The organism is Streptomyces sp. NPDC050674 (genome assembly GCF_040654575.1).
Taxonomy (GTDB): domain Bacteria; phylum Actinomycetota; class Actinomycetes; order Streptomycetales; family Streptomycetaceae; genus Streptomyces.
This window is the reverse complement of record NZ_JBFAIG010000001.1, coordinates 250,785-267,480: the sequence shown is the minus strand read 5'-3', so window position 1 is coordinate 267,480 and position 16,696 is coordinate 250,785. Positions and strand designations below refer to the sequence as shown.

Annotated in this window: 17 protein-coding genes; 9 read left to right on the top strand and 8 right to left on the bottom strand. The window is 73.2% G+C overall.

Annotated features, from left to right (window positions below; genetic code table 11):
- Positions 1 to 35: 35 nt before the first annotated feature.
- A complete protein-coding gene (locus AB0I06_RS01070) occupies positions 36 to 1,244 on the bottom strand; it encodes a hypothetical protein (RefSeq protein ID WP_363116604.1) in 1,209 nt (402 codons plus the stop codon).
- Positions 1,245 to 1,500: 256 nt separating this feature from the next.
- Here AB0I06_RS01070 and AB0I06_RS01065 point away from each other — a divergent pair, with 256 nt between their 5' ends.
- Both AB0I06_RS01065 and AB0I06_RS01060 read left to right on the top strand, forming a co-directional pair.
- Entirely contained in the window at positions 1,501 to 1,950 is a 450-nt protein-coding gene (locus AB0I06_RS01065; protein WP_363116603.1) for a hypothetical protein, read from the top strand.
- 210 nt (positions 1,951 to 2,160) lie between these two features.
- Positions 2,161 to 2,589 (top strand): VOC family protein, encoded by a 429-nt coding sequence (locus AB0I06_RS01060; protein ID WP_363116602.1) that lies wholly within the window; start codon positions 2,161 to 2,163, stop codon positions 2,587 to 2,589.
- Between the two features lie 14 nt (positions 2,590 to 2,603).
- On the opposite strand, the gene AB0I06_RS01055 is transcribed toward AB0I06_RS01060, so the two are convergent.
- The 5 genes from AB0I06_RS01055 to AB0I06_RS01035 form a co-directional block, all read right to left on the bottom strand.
- Positions 2,604 to 3,863 carry an MFS transporter gene (locus AB0I06_RS01055; RefSeq protein WP_363116601.1) on the bottom strand — a complete coding sequence of 420 codons (1,260 nt, stop codon included), beginning with the start codon at positions 3,861 to 3,863 and terminating at the stop codon, positions 2,604 to 2,606.
- Between the two features lie 134 nt (positions 3,864 to 3,997).
- Positions 3,998 to 4,450: a YbhB/YbcL family Raf kinase inhibitor-like protein gene (locus tag AB0I06_RS01050; RefSeq protein ID WP_363116600.1), complete on the bottom strand. Its 453-nt coding sequence runs from the start codon at positions 4,448 to 4,450 to the stop codon at positions 3,998 to 4,000.
- Between the two features lie 100 nt (positions 4,451 to 4,550).
- On the bottom strand, positions 4,551 to 5,006 hold the full coding sequence (locus tag AB0I06_RS01045) for an archease (RefSeq protein WP_363116599.1): 456 nt from the start codon (positions 5,004 to 5,006) through the stop codon (positions 4,551 to 4,553).
- A 57-nt stretch (positions 5,007 to 5,063) separates the two neighbouring features.
- Complete coding sequence (locus AB0I06_RS01040; RefSeq protein WP_363116598.1) at positions 5,064 to 5,666, bottom strand: DJ-1/PfpI family protein; 603 nt, start codon at positions 5,664 to 5,666, stop codon at positions 5,064 to 5,066.
- Positions 5,663 to 6,652: a DJ-1/PfpI family protein gene (locus AB0I06_RS01035; RefSeq protein ID WP_363116597.1), complete on the bottom strand. Its 990-nt coding sequence runs from the start codon at positions 6,650 to 6,652 to the stop codon at positions 5,663 to 5,665. The genes AB0I06_RS01040 and AB0I06_RS01035 overlap by 4 nt, the downstream gene beginning before the upstream one ends.
- Positions 6,653 to 6,850: 198 nt before the next feature.
- Here AB0I06_RS01035 and AB0I06_RS01030 point away from each other — a divergent pair, with 198 nt between their 5' ends.
- From AB0I06_RS01030 to AB0I06_RS01020, 3 genes are all read left to right on the top strand, one after another.
- Positions 6,851 to 7,510, top strand: coding sequence for an alpha/beta family hydrolase (locus AB0I06_RS01030; RefSeq protein WP_363116596.1), 660 nt, complete (start codon positions 6,851 to 6,853; stop codon positions 7,508 to 7,510).
- A gap of 112 nt (positions 7,511 to 7,622) precedes the next feature.
- Positions 7,623 to 8,270: a phosphoribosyltransferase family protein gene (locus tag AB0I06_RS01025; protein ID WP_363116595.1), complete on the top strand. Its 648-nt coding sequence runs from the start codon at positions 7,623 to 7,625 to the stop codon at positions 8,268 to 8,270.
- A gap of 84 nt (positions 8,271 to 8,354) precedes the next feature.
- Positions 8,355 to 9,347, top strand: coding sequence for a TerC family protein (locus tag AB0I06_RS01020; protein WP_363116594.1), 993 nt, complete (start codon positions 8,355 to 8,357; stop codon positions 9,345 to 9,347).
- A gap of 86 nt (positions 9,348 to 9,433) precedes the next feature.
- Here AB0I06_RS01020 and AB0I06_RS01015 read toward each other — a convergent pair whose 3' ends face one another.
- Complete coding sequence (locus AB0I06_RS01015) at positions 9,434 to 10,627, bottom strand: CaiB/BaiF CoA-transferase family protein (protein WP_363116593.1); 1,194 nt, start codon at positions 10,625 to 10,627, stop codon at positions 9,434 to 9,436.
- Between the two features lie 395 nt (positions 10,628 to 11,022).
- A complete protein-coding gene (locus AB0I06_RS01010) occupies positions 11,023 to 11,601 on the bottom strand; it encodes a TetR/AcrR family transcriptional regulator (protein ID WP_363116592.1) in 579 nt (192 codons plus the stop codon).
- Positions 11,602 to 11,843: 242 nt separating this feature from the next.
- Here AB0I06_RS01010 and AB0I06_RS01005 point away from each other — a divergent pair, with 242 nt between their 5' ends.
- From AB0I06_RS01005 to AB0I06_RS00990, 4 genes are read left to right on the top strand one after another with little or no spacing between them, the layout of a single operon-like run.
- The gene (locus AB0I06_RS01005; RefSeq protein ID WP_363116591.1) at positions 11,844 to 12,389 is read left to right on the top strand and encodes a 2Fe-2S iron-sulfur cluster-binding protein; all 546 of its coding nucleotides are present in this window, start codon (positions 11,844 to 11,846) and stop codon (positions 12,387 to 12,389) included.
- The gene (locus AB0I06_RS01000; protein WP_363116590.1) at positions 12,386 to 13,378 is read left to right on the top strand and encodes a xanthine dehydrogenase family protein subunit M; all 993 of its coding nucleotides are present in this window, start codon (positions 12,386 to 12,388) and stop codon (positions 13,376 to 13,378) included. The genes AB0I06_RS01005 and AB0I06_RS01000 overlap by 4 nt, the downstream gene beginning before the upstream one ends.
- Positions 13,375 to 15,489, top strand: coding sequence for a xanthine dehydrogenase family protein molybdopterin-binding subunit (locus AB0I06_RS00995; RefSeq protein ID WP_363116589.1), 2,115 nt, complete (start codon positions 13,375 to 13,377; stop codon positions 15,487 to 15,489). Before AB0I06_RS01000 ends, AB0I06_RS00995 begins: the two co-directional genes overlap by 4 nt.
- Positions 15,482 to 16,606 (top strand): XdhC/CoxI family protein, encoded by a 1,125-nt coding sequence (locus tag AB0I06_RS00990; protein ID WP_363116588.1) that lies wholly within the window; start codon positions 15,482 to 15,484, stop codon positions 16,604 to 16,606. The genes AB0I06_RS00995 and AB0I06_RS00990 overlap by 8 nt, the downstream gene beginning before the upstream one ends.
- The last annotated feature ends 90 nt before the right edge of the window (positions 16,607 to 16,696 follow it).

The window sequence follows — 16,696 nt, the reverse complement described above, 5'->3', positions numbered from 1 at the left end:
CCGACGCCCCGCCCACCGCTCGTCCCCCGCTCCCGTCACGGCCGCGGCGAGCCGCACTCCGGGACGTTCGGCAGCCGGTTGTCCGGCGAGCTGATGTAGATGCTGGAGATGTAACCCCCGTACTGCGGCAGGTATGCCCACCAGTCGTTGGTGTACGGCGGCACGCTGACCTCCTCGCCCCGGATCTGGCAGCCCACGAGGACCTCGACGCCGGCCGGGAGCCGGGTCATACGGTCGTCGCCGGTGCTCGGGCCCTTGCGGACGCTCACCAACTCGCCCCAGGTGCCGAACCAGGTCCCGGCGGGCCGCTTCGCCCCCGGCACGTTCAGGGAGCGGGTCAGGACGCCCAGGTCGGTGTAGGCCTTGCCGTACGACGTGCCGTCCTGGTGCAGCGTCAGCACGGCCACGATCGAACGGTCGTCGGGGCCCACCGTTCCGGTGGTGTGCAGCGCGGGGCGGGTGAGGTTCACGCCCGCCGCGGCACGGGGTGCTGCGCCGCGAGGAGCGGGAGCGGCCGGCTCAGCCCGTGATGCCGAGGACGCCGTATCGGGCCCGCACGTGCCCTCGGCGAACTTCCCGGACCAGCCCTGCTTCACCGCCCAGGGTCGGTCGAACGCCCCCGCGACACCGAAGTGCTGGTCGAAGTGGTCGGTGGCCGAACAGCGCGTGGAGCGGCGCAGGTTGTCCATGATGAAGTCCCGGACGGGCGCGGGTGCCTTCTCCAGGATGTACCGGTAGATGGCCACGGTGTCCCGGGCGGAGATGGCGGTGTAGCCCCAGAAGCCCTCGTAGCCGGCGGGCGGTGCAGCCGTGTCGCGCAGACCGACCGCGGGCCGGTCGGTCATCCGCTTGATGATCGCCGGGCCGCCGTACGTCGACCAGTAGTGGTTCGCGGCGTTGTCGTCGCTGCCGCGCAGCATCGGCTCCAGCCGGGCGCGGTCCGCCGCGGGGATGGTGTAGTCCGGCCCGCGGTCCCACAGGAAGTCCAGGACCAGCAGGAGCTTGACGATCGAAGCGGACCGGAACTGCGCGCTTGCGTTGACCTGTTCGGTGAACGTGCCGGCTTCACGGTCGAAGACGGCCACTCCGGCGGCGGTGACACCGGGCGGGATCTGCGCGGCTTGGGAGATCTGGACGGTTCCGGCGGGTTTCCCCGTCCGGGGTTGTGCCGCCGCACCACTCGTGAGTGACGCGACCGTGACGACGGCCGCGAGCGCGGCCGCGCCGCGCAGGAGCATGCGCATGGTTGCCCTTCCTGTATCGCCCGGGTGGTCCCGCGGGGCCTCGGCCCGCGGCGCCACGATAGGAGCCCGGACGCGGCGGGCGGTCCTGACGAATGTCAGGGCCCGGCCGGGCGGGGAACGGACCGCGGCTTCGACCCTGACGAATGTCAGGTGTCGGCGGTGTGGTGGCGCCCCGTACGGTCACGACCAGCGAGCGACGGCCGGGGCCGGTCGTCGCTCCCGACCGCATCACCCGCCGATACACGAAAGAGGGCTCATGAGCCGCCGATCACTCAGGACACTGCTGGCCGCGGGGGGCGCCGCCGCGGTGATGGCGCTCCTTCCGACCACCGCCCAGGCCCAGTCGTACTCGGGCGGCAACTACGGGCTGTACGGGCAGGAGGGGCAGTACCCCACCACCTCCTTCTGCTCCGGTTCCTTCCGGCAGATCGGAGCCACCAAGTACGCCGAGGGCATGGCGCTGAAGTACTTCTACTCCGACAAGTGCGGCTCGTTCGCCCGGATCGAGAACTCCCGGCCCGGCTGCGAGGCCGTGTTGCAGCGCTCCGACAGCGGCGTCGGCCGCGTCGACGGCTGGGTCTCGGAGACCGTCGACTCCGGCATCAACTACGCGTACACGAAGATGGGCAACAACCTCAACGGCCGCGTCTCGCGCGCCCTGCTCGCGTGCGACGGCCATGACCTGGTGTACACCGGCTGGTACTGAGCTCCACAACTCGCCACACGGGGCGGTCGGTTCTCCGGCCGCCCCTCGGCGTCCGCACGGCCGCCCCTTCGGCGTCCGCGGAACACGGCCGAAAACCGCTCGACGACCCCCGTCGCTCCTGCCTACGATCCTGCGCGCGGCATCGCGTGCCGGTCACCGTCCGGGTGAGGCATGGAGGCGCCGCGGAGATGCCCGTGGAGGCATTCAACCGTGTCAGTCGAGTTCAATCACACCATCGTCCTGTCCCGTGACCGGGAGAAGTCCGCTCACTTCCTCGCAGAGATCCTCGGACTCGAAGTCGGGGCACCGACCGGGGTGTTCCTGCCGGTGACGACCGCCAACGGCGTCACACTGGACTTCCTCACCATCGACGCCGACATCCCCATGCAGCACTACGCGTTCCTCGTCTCCGAGGACGAGTTCGACGAGGCACTGGCCCGCCTCGTGAAGGCCCGGATCCCCATCCAGGCCGACCCGCACGGCAACCACCCCCGCCGTATCAACCGCAACGACGGCGGCCGGGGCGTCTACTTCCTCGACCCGGCCGGTCACGGCATGGAAATACTGACCCGCCCGTACGGCAGCGATCCGGCTTCGGAGCTGAACGGAGTCACGGAGGACGTGCCCGGGGCGGTCTGATCCGGCCGGGCCGGTCAGCCGCCGTCCTGTTCCACCGCCACGGGGGCCGGTTCGGAGCCGGTCCCCGTGGCGTGCTCCCGGCGGGGGAGCAGCAGCGGCGTCGCCAGCAGCAGGATGCCGGCCAGCGCGAGGGCCGTCCGGGGACCGGTCCGGGCGGCCAGCACACCCCACAGGGCGGTCGTCGTCGCGGTGACGGCCTTGCCGGTGGCCGACCAGGCGGCCAGCGTGCGCGTGACGCGGTCCCTGGGGGTGCGGTCGAGGCGGTGCGTGGCGAGGACCGGGTTGAACACGCCACAGCAGGCGATCAGGCCGAACTCGACCAGCATGACCAGGACAAGACCGGGCGCGCCGGGACCGGTGAAGACCAGGCCGACCGGCCAGCAGGCCCGCAGCGCCCCCGCGGTGAACAGGACCCGGTGCCTGCCGTGACGTGCGACCAGGCGGGGGGCCAGGCGGGAGCCGAGCAGACCGCCGGTGCAGGGCACCGCGAAGGCGAGGGCGTACTGCCACGGGGCGAAGTGCAGGTCGTGGACCATCAGGATCAGCAGCGGCGGGGACCCCGCCATGATGAGGGAGTTCACGACGAGCGAGTTGAGGAACAGCGGACGCAGGACCGGGTCGGCCAGGATGTGGCGCCAGCCGTCGAGCAGGTCATCGGCCCGGGTCACCGCCGGTTCCGTCCGCGCCGGGGGCTTCTCGGCGTCGCCGATCGCCCGGAGACCGGCCGCCGAGAGCAGATAGCTCACGGCGTCGGCCACCACCGTCGTCACCGGCCCGAACAGGCTGATCGCGGCCCCGCCCAGCGGTGGCCCGACCATGCTCGCGGTCCACGTCGTCGCCTCGAACCGGCCGTTCGCCACGAGCAGGTCCTGCCGTGGCAGCAGGTCCTTGAGGAACGCCCCGGCCGCCGCGTTGAAGGTGATGTCGGCCGCCGCCACCACCACCGACACCAGCAGCAGCTGGCCGAAGCCGAGCCGGCCGAGGGCGAACGCCATGGGGACGCTGAGCAGCACCAGGCACCGGATCAGGTCCGTCGCCATCATCACCGGCCGTTTGCGGCGCACCTCGACCCACGGCCCGAGCGGCACCGACACGGCGGCGCCGACCGCCGGTCCCACCGCGGCCAGCAGCGACACCTGCGCCGGCCCGGCGTGCAGCGCCAGGACCGCGATCAGGGCGAACGCGTCGAACGCGAGCCATGTGCCGGCCGTGCTGACCGCGTACGCGCCCCACAGCCACCCGAACCGCCGCCCCAGCGACCGCCTGCCCGCCATACCCGGCGCACTCCCCGCTCTCGCGGACAACCCGGTGTTGTCCGGGAGTCATCCAAGCGAGAGGTGGGCCCGGGCGGCAAACAACCATCACACACCTGCGCCACAACGAATCGTTGTGCCGACGGGGTGAGGGCTCAGCGCTGGTACAGCCCCACGAGCGTTCCGTCCGCGAGGCGGTGCTTGTCGACCTCCGCGTGCACCTGGTCGGCGCGCGGGGCGTCGGGCAGGACGCACGGCTCGGACAGGGCGTAGAGCCGGAAGACGTAGTGGTGGGCGTCGTCGCCCGGCGGGGGATGGGGGCCGCCCCAGCCGGGCTGACCGTAGCCGTTGACGAGTTCCGTACCGCCCGGTGGGCTCTGCCCGGCCGCCACGCCGTCGCTGTGCGGGTCGATGCCGACCACGACCCAGTGCGCGAAGGTGCCCGACGGGGCGTCGGGGTCCTCGCACAGCAGGACCAGTTCGGCCGCGTCGTCCGGTACGCCGCTCCAGCTCAGCGGGGGAGAGATGTTCGGCCCTTCGTACGCGTACCGGCGCGCGAGGAAGGAGTGGTCGTTGAACGCGTCGCTGCTGAGTTCGATGCCGGTCATGTGGCCCGGGGTACCCCCGGTGGTCCGCGGACACACGATCCGGGCCGGATCGACCGGGGGCCGGCGCCCACTCCTCAGGCGGGGCGTCAGCTCACCGGGGTCAGGCGCCCACGCTCACCGCACACGACCACCCGAACGGGTCCGGCCCGATCCGCAGCCGGTCCCACGCCACCGCCGTCGGAACCGCCCCCGTGATCTCCACGTCCGCGATGCCCGTGACCGCCAGCCGCACGTCCAGGCCGCCGTCGGCCTCGTCCGCCTCCACGTCCACGGGGACCTGGCCGTACACCTCCAGCCGGAAGATGATCTCGTCGAGCAACGAGGCGAGCAGATCGTCGTCACTGGCCTCGGCCAGCCGCACCCGGTCCACGGCGGTCGGCCGCACCCCGGAGACATCGGCGAAACACTCCACCATCGCCAGCACGGCCTCGGCCAGACAGTGCTCTCTGCACGCCGCCCACGCCTCGATCCGGATATCGCCGCCACGCGGCACCGCCCGGTGTCCGCACTCGCCCGGCTGCCGTCCCTGCCCGCCGTCGCCCGTGTCACCACCCATCAACATCGACTGCCCCCGGCCCGCCCACCCATGCGGCCCGGTCACCCGTCCAGTCGATCAGACAGGCTCGTCCGCGAGGTAGGGCGGCGCCGGGTCGTACTGGATGGAACGCCGCACGGCCCGGACGTGCTCCCGCCCGTGCAACCGGCCGACCAGCCACAACGCGCTGTCGATACCGGCCGAGACGCCCTGGCTGGTGACCAGGCCGCCGTCCACGACGTAGCGGGCGTCCCGGACCACGGTCACGTCCCCCCGCGCTTCCAAGGTGTCCTCGTGATCGCGGTGCGTGGCCACCCGGCGTCCCCGGGCGGGTCCGGCGGCGTGCAGCAGGAACGTGCCGGTGCACACGCCGTGCACCCACGCCGTCCGCCGCGCCGTCTTCCCGATCCAGTCGGTGACCACCGGGTTGTCCGGCTGGACCTCACGCGCGCCCCGCCCGCCCGGCACGTGCAGCACGTCCAGCGGCGGATGGTCCTCCAGGGTGTGGTCGGGCAGGACCCGCAACCCCTTGTTGCAGCGCACGGGCCCGGGGTGCTCCGCGATGAGGACGGCCGTGTCGGCCCCGCCCCGCAGCCGCGCCGAGACGGTGAACACCTCCCAGGGCCCCACGAAGTCGAGCTCCTCGGCGTCCTCGAAGATCAGCAGGCCGTAGGTCGTCATGTGCTTCTTCCTTCCTCTGCGGGTTCCGCCGGGAGGCCCGCGGTGGAGCGGAACCTGGCGCGGTATTCCGACGGCGCGACACCGAGCCGGCGGTGGAACGTACGACGGAGGGTCTCGGCCGTCGAGAAACCGCAGCGGCGCGCGATGGCCTCGACCGGCTCGTCCCCTGCCGTGAGCGCGCGCCGGGCCGCCTCGACCCGCACCCGCTCGACGTACGCGCCCGGCGGCGCGCCGAGTTCGGCGGTGAAGAGGCGTTGCAGGTGGCGCGGGCTCAGGCCGGCGTGCGCGGCGAGGCCCGCGATGTCGTGCCGGGCGCCCGGATCGGCGTGGATCGCGGCGACGGCGGCCCGCACCGGGTCCGTCGCCGGCTGCCGTGACCACAGCGCCACGCTGAACTGGGACTGCCCGCCGGGGCGGCGCAGGAACAGCACCAGCCGGCGGGCCACCTCGTGCGCGACGTCCCGGCCCAGGTCGTCCTCCACCAGGGCGAGCGCGAGGTCCATCCCGGCCGTCACCCCGGCCGACGTCCACACCCGGCCGTCCCGGACGAAGATCGGGTCGCAGTCCACGAGCACTCCGGGATGCTCCCGGGCCAGCTGCCGCCCGCGTGCCCAGTGCGTGGTGACCCGCCGCCCCTCCAGCAGCCCGGCGGCCGCCAGCAGGAACACCCCGCTGCACACCGAGGCCACCCGGCGGGCACCGGCCGCGGCGGCGGCGATCCAGGCGACCAGTGCCTCGTCCTCCCGGGCCCGGTCGACGCCCCGGCCGCCCACCACCACGAGGGTGTCCGTACGGGCCGGGTCGAGCTCCGCCACGCCGTGCCCGGCGTGCACGAGCAGCCCGCTCACCGACCGGACCGGCCCCGCCCGGGGCGCCACGACCTCGCAGGCGTACCCGCCCGCGCTGTGGAACACCTCGTGCGGCCCGGTGAGGTCGAGCGGCTGGAAACCGTCGAAGACGACGAAGACGACACGGCGATCGGTCACGCCCCCCACGCTCCACCGGCCCGCCGCGTGGCGTCAACGACACGCATCCCACGGATCGCGCCACGCCATGGGACGTCCGCCCTGGGGCGGGTACCCCGGGAAACAGCGGCGGCCGAGCGATGGGGGGAGGAGGCTGAGCGGTGGGGGAGGAGGCTGCGGTGGGGGCGAAAGGCCGAGATGAGGCAGAGGAGGCCGACGATGATCTCCCGGACCGTCACCGTGCCCGCCGAGGGCGCCGCGCTCCCCGGTGACCTCACCGTGCCGCCGGACGCCCACGCGGTCGTGCTGTTCGCGCACGGCAGCGGCAGCTCCCGGCACAGCCCCCGCAACCGTGCGGTCGCCGTCGGCCTGCGCACCGCCGGACTCGGCACCCTGCTGATCGACCTGCTCACCGAGGAGGAGGAACGGCAGGACGCCGTCACCGCCGAACTCCGTTTCGACATCGGGCTCCTGGGCCGCCGGCTGACGGCGGCCCTCGACTGGCTGGCGAGTGAACCCGGCACCTCGGACCTGCCCGTCGTCCTGTTCGGTGCCAGCACCGGCGCGGCCGCGGCCCTCGTCGCCGCCGCGCGGCGCCCCGGCCCGGTACGGGCGGTCGTCTCGCGCGGCGGACGCCCCGACCTCGCGGGTGACGCCCTGGACCAGGTGGAGGCACCGGTGCTGCTGATCGTGGGCGGCCGGGACACGCATGTGCTGCGGCTCAACGAGGAGGCGGCCCGGCGGCTGCCCGGCCCGCACACCCTCCACGTGGTGCCCGGCGCCACCCACCTGTTCGAGGAACCGGGCGCGCTCGACCAGGTCACCGAGACGGCCCGGCAGTGGTGCGACGAGCGGGTGCGGGACGCCATGGGCCGGTGACCGGCGGGCACGTATCGGCCCGTGAGGCCGGGGGTACGCGGAAGTCGGGACCGGCCCCGTTCGGACCGGCCCGGGCGGGGACCTCTCCCTCGCGGAAGCGGAGGTGACCGTCATGCGGTTCCGTGATCGCCGGCAGGCCGGTGAGGAACTGGCCGAAACACTGCGCACCCGGCAGCGCGAAGGGGACCTGCCCGAGCCCGTCGTCCTCGCCCTGCCCCGCGGGGGCGTCGCCGTGGCACGGGAGGTCGCGGCCGCCCTGGACGCCCCGCTCGACGTGCTCGTCGTCCGCAAGATCGGGGCACCCCACCAGGAGGAGCTCGGCGTCGGCGCGATGGCCGGCGACGAGGTGCCGCTGCTGGACGAGGACGCCCTGCGCCACCTCGGCATCCGCGAGAGCGCCCTCGCCCCCGTCATCGAACGGGAGCGCGCCGAACTGCGCCGCCGCGAGCGGCTTTACCGGCAGGGCCGTCCTGCCCCGGACCTGCGCGGACGGACCGTGATCGTGGTCGACGACGGTCTGGCGACCGGCTCCACGGCCCGTGCCGCGCTGCGCTTCGTCCGCCGTCAGGCACCCGCGCGGGTGCTGCTGGCCGCGCCCGTGTGCTCCCCGGAGGGAGCCGGCCTGATGCGCGCCGAGGCCGACGAGGTGATCTGTCTGCACCGGCCGGCCGCGTTCATGGCCGTCGGCCTGTGGTACGAGAACTTCGGCCAACTGACGGACCAGGACGTCCTGGAGGCGCTCCGGCACGTGCAGCTTTGACCCACTGTTCACCTGGAAGGTGTGGCGGAAACCAGCCACCGGGGATCATCATGTCCTCTCCCCACACCGCACCAGGAGCAACAAGTGAACGTCTCGCTGACCGTGTGGCTGCTGACCGTGGCAGCCCTGTGCGTGCTGGTCGCCGTCGACTTCTTCGTCGGACGCAAGCCGCATGACGTGTCCCTCAGGGAAGCCGGGACGTGGACGGTGGTGTGGATCGTCCTGGCCGTGCTGTTCGGCCTGGGGCTGTGGTACTTCGGTGGGAGCGGGCCCACCGGTGAGTTCTTCGCCGGGTACATCACCGAGAAGTCGCTCAGCGTCGACAATCTCTTCGTCTTCGTGCTGATCATGGGCAAGTTCGCGGTGCCGTCGCAGTACCAGCAGCGGGTGCTGATGATCGGCGTTCTGATGGCGCTGGTGCTGAGGGCGGTGTTCATCGCGGCCGGCGCGGCGATCATCTCCGCCTTCTCCTGGGTGTTCTACCTCTTCGGCGCGTTCCTGATCTGGACCGCCTGGAAGCTGGTCCAGGACGCCCGCAAGGAGGAGCACGAGGAGGAGTACCAGGAGAACAAGCTGCTGAAGATCGCGGAGCGGCGCTTCGGCGTCGCCGACCGCTATCACGGCACGAAGCTGTTCGTCACCGAGAACGGCAAGCGGATCATGACCCCGATGCTGGTCGTGATGCTCGCGATCGGCTCCACGGACGTGCTGTTCGCCCTCGACTCGATCCCGGCCATCTACGGGCTGACCCAGGACCCGTACATCGTCTTCACCGCGAACGCCTTCGCCCTGATGGGTCTGCGCCAGCTGTACTTCCTCATCGGCGGTCTGCTGAAGAAGCTCGTGCACCTCTCCTACGGGCTGTCGATCATCCTCGGCTTCATCGGTGTGAAGCTGATCCTGCACGCGCTGCACGAGTCCGGCGTCCATGTCCCCGAGATCGGCATTCCGTTCTCGCTGGGCTTCATCGTGCTCGTGCTCGCGGTGACGACGTTCACCAGCCTGCGGGCGTCGAAGAAGCAGGAGGCCGAGGCGGCGGGCCCGGCCACCGAGTCCCGCTCGGAGGGCGGTACGTGAGTTGACGCCCGCTTACGGGTGACGTTCGGACCAGCGGCACCGGACGCGAGTGTCCATGAGTGGCGGCACTGAACCGAACGCGCCGGTCAGACGACTCCGTCGGCGCGGAGGGCGGCCACCTCCTCGGGGGTGCGGCCCAGTTCGGTGAGGATCGCCTCGGTGTGCTCGCCCACCGCCGGGACCGGGTCCATGCGAGCGGGCACCCCGGCGAGGTCGGCGGGCGGGAGCAGGGCCTCCACGGTGGCGCCGCCCGGCACCTCGACCTCGCTCCAGCGGCCGCGGGCGGCCAGCACGGGGTGGTCCAGGAAGGCGGGCACGTCGTTGACCCCGGCGCAGGCGATGCCGATGCGCTCCAGGTCCTTGAGGATCTCGTCGGAGCCGGAACGGGCGAACCGCTCGGCGACGACGGCGTTGAGCTCCTCGCGGTGGGTGACACGGTCGGATCCGGTGGCGAACCGGGGATCGTCGGCCAGCTCCGGCCGGCCGAGGAACTCGACGCACAGGGCCACCCATTCGCGCTCGTTCTGGATGGAGAACAGCACCTCCTTGCCGTCACCGGCGGTGTACGTGCCGTACGGCGCGATGGTGGCGTGCTGGGTGCCCAGACGCGGGGGCTGGGTGCCGCCGTAGCGGGTGTAGTAGGCGGGCTGGCCCATCCACTCCGCGAGCGCCTCGAACAGGGAGACCTCCACGGGATGGGCCTCACCGGTGGTGGCGCGCGTGTACAGGGCCGTGAGAACGCCGCTGTAGGCGTACATCCCGGCGGCGATGTCGGCGACGGAGATCCCGGTCCGGGCGGTCCCCTCGGGCGTCCCGGTCAGGGACACCAGCCCGGTCTGGCACTGCATGAGCAGGTCGTAGGCCTTGCGGTCGGCCCAGGGGCCGGTCGTGCCGTAGCCGGAGACGGTGCAGGGGATCAGGCCCGGGCGGCGGCCGGTGACGGTCGCGGCGTCCAGACCGAGCCGGGCGGCGGCGCCGGGGGCGAGGTTCTGCACGAAGACGTCGGCGCCGTCGAGGAGGTCGTGCAGGATCTCCTTGCCGCGGGGGTCCTTCAGGTCGAGCGTGAGGGACTCCTTGGAGCGGTTGAGCCAGACGAAATAGCTGGAGTGGCCGTGCACGGTCGTGTCGTACCGGCGCGCGAAGTCGCCGCCGCCCGGCCGCTCCACCTTGATCACCCGGGCACCGAGGTCGGCGAGCTGCCGGGTGGCGTAGGGCGCCGCCACGGCCTGCTCGAGACTGACCACCGTGACCCCGGTCAGGGGATACCGCTGCACGCTCATGCCTCAAGCTCCCGAAATCGTGGATGGAGGGCGCTCGGACAGTCTGCCGCAGCGCCAGGACGCCGGGGCGGGCCGCCGACGCGATCCGGATCACGCCGAGGGGTGGTTTCGCGAGGCGGTGACGCCGGTGTGGTGCGGTTTCCCCGGCGGACCTGTCCACGAACACGACCCGGGCGTGCGGCGGCACCGCCCGGCGTACGAGGGTCACGGCCGGGTCAGGCGCCGCATGTGAGGGCCAGTCGCAGCCGGAGCCGGCCCCCGCGGGGTGCGGTTCGGCCGGCCGAGGAGGTGCTCGGCATGGGCCAGGCAGCCCTGGAGCGCCGCCGCGCTCGTGGAACTGCGGGACCTGGCCCGCACGGCGATCGCCTGACGGGCCCGGTGGGCCAGAACCCGCGTCACCGCCCCGGCGCCCCCACCCGCAGCGCGTCCATGACGAAGTCGAGCAGCCGGGTGGCGCGGGGCTGCCAGTCGCTGTGGGGGTCGATCGTCCACAGCCCGCCGATCGCGAGGAAGAGGTCGTCGGCGGTGATTCCGGGCCGGATGGTGCCGGCCTTCTCGGCGGCCCGGAGCAGCCGTTCGGCCGCCTCGGTGACCCGGGCGTGCCCGGGCTTCGCCGGCTGCCCCGGTGCGCTGGTGGCCTGGCGGATGGCGTCGGCCAGACCCGCCTTGGCCATGGCGAACCGCGCGAGCCGGTCCATCCATTCGCGCAGCGCCCGGTCCGGCTCCCGGCTCTCCAGCAGCGCTGCCGCGGTGTCGGCGACCTGTTGCATCTCGTGCCGGTAGATCTCCAGGACGAGTGCCTCGCGGGTGGGGAAGTGGCGGTAGAAGGTGCCCTGCCCGACGCCCGCCTTCTTGGCGATCGTGCTCAGCGGGGCGTCCGCCGAGCGCGTCAGCTCCACCAGCGCCACCTCCAGGATGCGCTCGCGGTTGCGCTGCGCGTCCGAGCGCAGGGGAGCGTCCTTGTTCTGCCGCACTCGCTCTCCTCGCGGGCCGTGGCCGAAACCGGACCCTTGTTAAGCGGACAGTTGTCCGTTACGTTTTCCCGGTAACGGACAACTGTCCGCTTGTCCCATCGTATCGGCGTGCCGTCCGTACGCACAGCCCGCGGCCGTCGCGCCCCGGGCCGGCCCGCCCGCATCCCGCAGGGTCGCGCGACGGCACCACTGTCCGGCGCGCCCGTGCTCCACGAACTCGCGATGTGAGAGAGAAGGCTTCCATGCCCCCATCGACGTCCAGCGACCTCACCCTGTCCGTCAACGGCGAGAAGTACACGCTGACCGTCGACCACCGCACCACCCTGCTCGACGCCCTGCGTGAGCGCCTGGACCTGACCGGCACCAAGAAGGGCTGCGACCAGGGGCAGTGCGGCGCCTGCACCGTCCTGATCGACGGCCGCCGGAGCGTGGCCTGCCTGCAACTGGCGGTCGCCGCCGAAGGGCGCGAGATCACCACCATCGAAGGCGTGGCCGACGGAGACCGGCTGCACCCGGTGCAGCAGGCGTTCCTCGACCTCGACGGCTTCCAGTGCGGCTACTGCACGCCGGGCCAGATCTGTTCGGCGATCGCCGTGATCGAGGAGCACGCGGCCGGCTGGCCGAGCGCGGCCACCGGCGACGTCCGGCCCGAAGCGGGGCCACCACCGCTCACCCCGGAGGAGATCCGCGAGCGCATGAGCGGCAACCTGTGCCGCTGCGGCGCCTACGTGTCGATCGTCCAGGCCGTGGCCCGCGCGGCGCGGGAGACGAAGGGGGCGGCGGCATGAGGGAGTTCGGCTACCAGCGCGCCTACGATGTCTCCGGCGCCGTGGCGCTGCTCGACGGGGACGACGAGGCCCGCTTCCTGGGTGGCGGCACCAACCTCGTCGACCTGATGAAGACGGGCGTCGAGCGGCCCTCCCGGCTCGTCGACATACGCGAACTGCCCCTGAACAGGGTGGAGTCGGCCGAGGACGGCGGACTGCGCATCGGGGCGACCGTCACCAACGGCGACCTGGCCGCCCACCCCGAGGTCCGGCGCCGCTACCCGGCACTCGCCCAGGCGGTGCTGGCCGGCGCCTCCGGGCAGCTGCGCAACATGGCCACCGTCGGAGGCAACCTGCTCCAGCGCACCCGCTGCGGCTACTTCACCGACGTCACCTCACCCTGCAACAAGCGCGCTCCCGGCAGCGGCTGCCCGGCGATCGCGGGCGAGCACCACAACCACGCCGTCCTCGGAGCCTCCGGCCACTGCGTGGCCACCCACCCCTCCGACATGGGCGTGGCACTGGCCGCCTTCGACGCGCGCGTGTCGTACGAAACGGCCGCCGGAGCGGGCGAGTTGCCGCTCGCCGACTTCTACCTGCCGGTGGGGGAGACCCCGCAGCTGGAGACAGCCCTGCCGCCGGGTGCGCTCATCACCGGTGTCACCCTGCCCCCCACCGCCACGGCGGCCAACTCCCGCTACCGCAAGGTGCGCGAGCGCGCCTCGTACGCCTTCGCCATCGGCTCCGTCGCCGCCGCACTCGACGTACGGGACGGCCACGTCCACGACGTGCGCCTGGCCTTCGGCGCGGTCGCCTCCCACCCCTGGCGTGCCCACGCGGCCGAACGCGCCCTGACCGGCGCACCGGCCGACGCCGCGCACTTCGCGGCCGCCGCGGACGCCGAACTGGCCGCCGCGCGGCCCCTGCCCGACAACGGATACAAGGTGACCCTCATGCGCAACCTCGTCGTGGCCGTGCTCAGCGAACTCGCCGAGGAGGCGGCCCGATGACCACCGCGACCAAGGGAGCCGTCGGCACCGCGCACACGCGCGTGGAAGGCCGCGACAAGGTCACCGGAGCGGCCCGCTACGCCGGCGAGATCCCCTTCGCCGACCTCGCCCACGGCTGGCTGGTGCTGTCCACCGTCGCCCGCGGCCGCGTCCGCGCCCTGGACACCGAGGCCGTGCTCGGCATGCCCGGCGTCCTCACCGTGCTCCACCACCACAACGCCCCGCGCGTCGACACCGGCTACATCGGCGTCATGGGCGTCCCACCGGACCCGAGCGTCGGCCTGTTCCAGCACGACCGGGTGCGGCACGCGGGCTGGCCGGTGGCCCTGGTCGTCGCCGAAACCCCCGAACAGGCCAGGGAGGCCGCCGACGCCCTCGTGGTGCACTACGACCAGGAGCCGCACGACGTGGCGTTCTCCGCCGGGCGCGAGACCGAGGCGTACGCGGTCGACGGGCACATGCCGGCCGTGGTGGAGAAGGGCGACCTGGAGGCCCGACTCGCCGCGTCCACCGTGCTGGTGGACGCGGAGTACACCACTCCGGAGGAGCACCACAACCCGATGGAGCCGCACGCGGCGGCGGCCCGGTGGGAGGGGGGCCGGCTCGAGGTCGTCGACTCCAACCAGGGAACCGGCTGGGTCGCCGACGAGCTCGCCAAGCTGTTCTCCCTCGACCGCGGCTCGGTGCGGGTGCGGTCCGAGCACGTCGGTGGCGGCTTCGGCAGCAAGGGCGCCCGTGCGCACCAGGTGGCCGCGGTGATGGCCGCGACCGTCCTGCAACGCCCGGTGCGGGTCGTCATGACCCGCCGCCAGATGTTCTCGCTCGCCGGCTACCGCAGCCCCACCGCACAGCGGGTCCGGCTCGGCGCCGACGCGGACGGCCGGCTGCGCGCCCTGGAGCACCGGTCGCTGAACCAGACCTCGTCCGTGTACGACTTCGTCGAGCCGAGCGCCGCGGCGAGCCGTTCGATGTACGCCGCCGACGCCCACCACACGGCCAGCCGGCTGGTGAAGCTCGACGTCCCCACGCCGACCTGGATGCGCGCGCCGGGCGAGGCACCGGGCTCGTTCGCGCTGGAGTCGGCGCTCGACGAGCTCGCCGAACGGTGCGGCGTGGACCCCATCGAGCTGCGGGTCCGCAACGAGCCGGCGGTGGGCCCGGTCTCCGGGCTGCCGTTCAGCAGCCGCAACCTGATCCCCTGCTTCCGGGAAGGCGCCCGCAGGTTCGGCTGGGACGGACGGGACCCGCGGCCCGGCGTGCGCCGGGAGGGCCGCTGGCTGCTCGGCACGGGCACCGCGGCGGCCTCCTTCCCCACGATGGCCATGCCGTCCACGGCGGCCCTGACCGCTGAGGCGGACGGCACCTACACGGTGCGGATCAACGCCGCGGACATCGGCACCGGCGCCCGCACCGCGCTCACCCTGGTCGCCGCGGACGCCCTGGAGGTGCCCGCCGACCGGGTCCGGGTGCGGATCGGGGACAGCGACCTCGGGCCCGCGTCGATCGCCGGCGGTTCGGCCGGCACCCGCTCCTGGAGCTGGGCCGTCACGGCCGCCGCCCGGGAACTGCGCGACGTTCTCGCGCCGGGCGCGGACATCCCGCCGGAGGGCGTCACCGTACGGTCGAACACGGCCGAGGCCCTCGGGGCCCTCGCCCAGAAGGAGCGGCACGCCTTCGGCGCCCAGTTCGCCGAGGTCGCCGTCGACCCGGGCACCGGAGAGGTCCGGGTGCGCCGCATGCTGGGCATCTTCGCGGCCGGCCGGATCGTGAACCCGCTGACCGCCCGTAACCAGCTCGTCGGCGGCATGATCTGGGGCATCTCCATGGCCCTGCACGAGGAAGCCGTCCGGGACCGGGCGAGCGGCGGCCTCTACGGCGCCGACCTCGCCGGCTACCACGTCGCCGCGCACGCCGATGTACCGGACATCGAGGCCGACTGGGTGGACGACCCCGACCCGGACGACCCGGTCGGCATCAAGGGCATCGGCGAGGTCGGCATCGTCGGCGCGGCCGCGGCGGTCGCCAACGCGGTGTGGCACGCGACCGGCGTACGCCACCGCCATCTGCCGATCCGGCCCGACCGTGTGCTGCTGGCGGGTGGCGATGCTTGATCTGGCGGGGTCCCTGCACGCGTGGATCGAGGAGGGCCGGGACTTCGCTGTCGCCACGGTCGTCGGCGTCAGCGGCAGCGCCCCGCGCCCTCCCGGCGCCGCGCTCGCCGTCTCCGCCGACGGCACGGCCGTCGGATCGGTCTCCGGCGGTTGCGTGGAAGGAGCCGTGTACGACCTGTGCCTCCAGGCCCTCCGGGACGGCGAGGTGCTCGTCGAGCGGTTCGGCTACAGCGACGAGGACGCCTTCGCGGTGGGTCTGACCTGCGGCGGGACCATCGATGTCATGATCACCCCGCGGGTGGGCGGCCGTCCGGTCGAGAGGGCGGCGCTGGAGGCCGCCGTCCGGACCGAACCGTTGGCCCTGGCCCGGGTGGTGCGGGGCCCCTCCGGCCTCCTGGGCCGTGCCCTGCTCGTCCGCCCCGACGGCTCACCCGACGGTGGCCTCGGCGGCACCCCGGACCTCGACCGTGCCGCGCTGGACCGGGCCCGAGCCCTGCTCGACGGCGGCCGTACCGGCACGGTGGAGCTGTCCGAGGACGGGTCGCACTGCCCGGGCGGTGTCACCCTGCTCGTCGAGTCGGCCGTCCCGCCGCCCCGCATGATCGTCTTCGGAGCGATCGACTTCGCCGCCGCCCTGGTCCGCATGGGCAAGTTCCTCGGCTACCACGTCACCGTGTGCGACGCCCGGCCCGTCTTCGCGACCCGGGCCCGCTTCCCGGAGGCCGACGAGATCGTCGTCGACTGGCCCGACCGCTACCTCCGGCGCACCGGGACCGACGGGCGCACGGTGCTGTGCGTGCTGACCCACGACGCGAAGTTCGACATCCCGCTGCTCACGCGGGCGCTGCGGCTGCCGGTGGCGTACGTGGGCGCCATGGGCTCACGACGGACCCACGAGGACCGCAACCGGCGGCTGAGGGAGGCGGGCGTGAGCGAGCGCGAGCTGGCCCGCCTGAGGTCGCCGATCGGCCTCGACCTGGGGGCCCGGACGCCCGAGGAGACGGCCGTGTCCATCGCGGCGGAGATCATCGCGGTCCGGCAGGGCGGCACGGGCGCGCCGCTCACCGGCTCCGGCACGCCGATCCACCACGCCGGGCGCGCGCCGCAGCCGGTCTGAGCGGCGTGCGGACGGGAGCCGCCGGCGCCAGTGAGACATACCGGAGCGTCCGCCGAGCCGTCGGCGCCTGTGAGGCATCCCGGAGAGGCC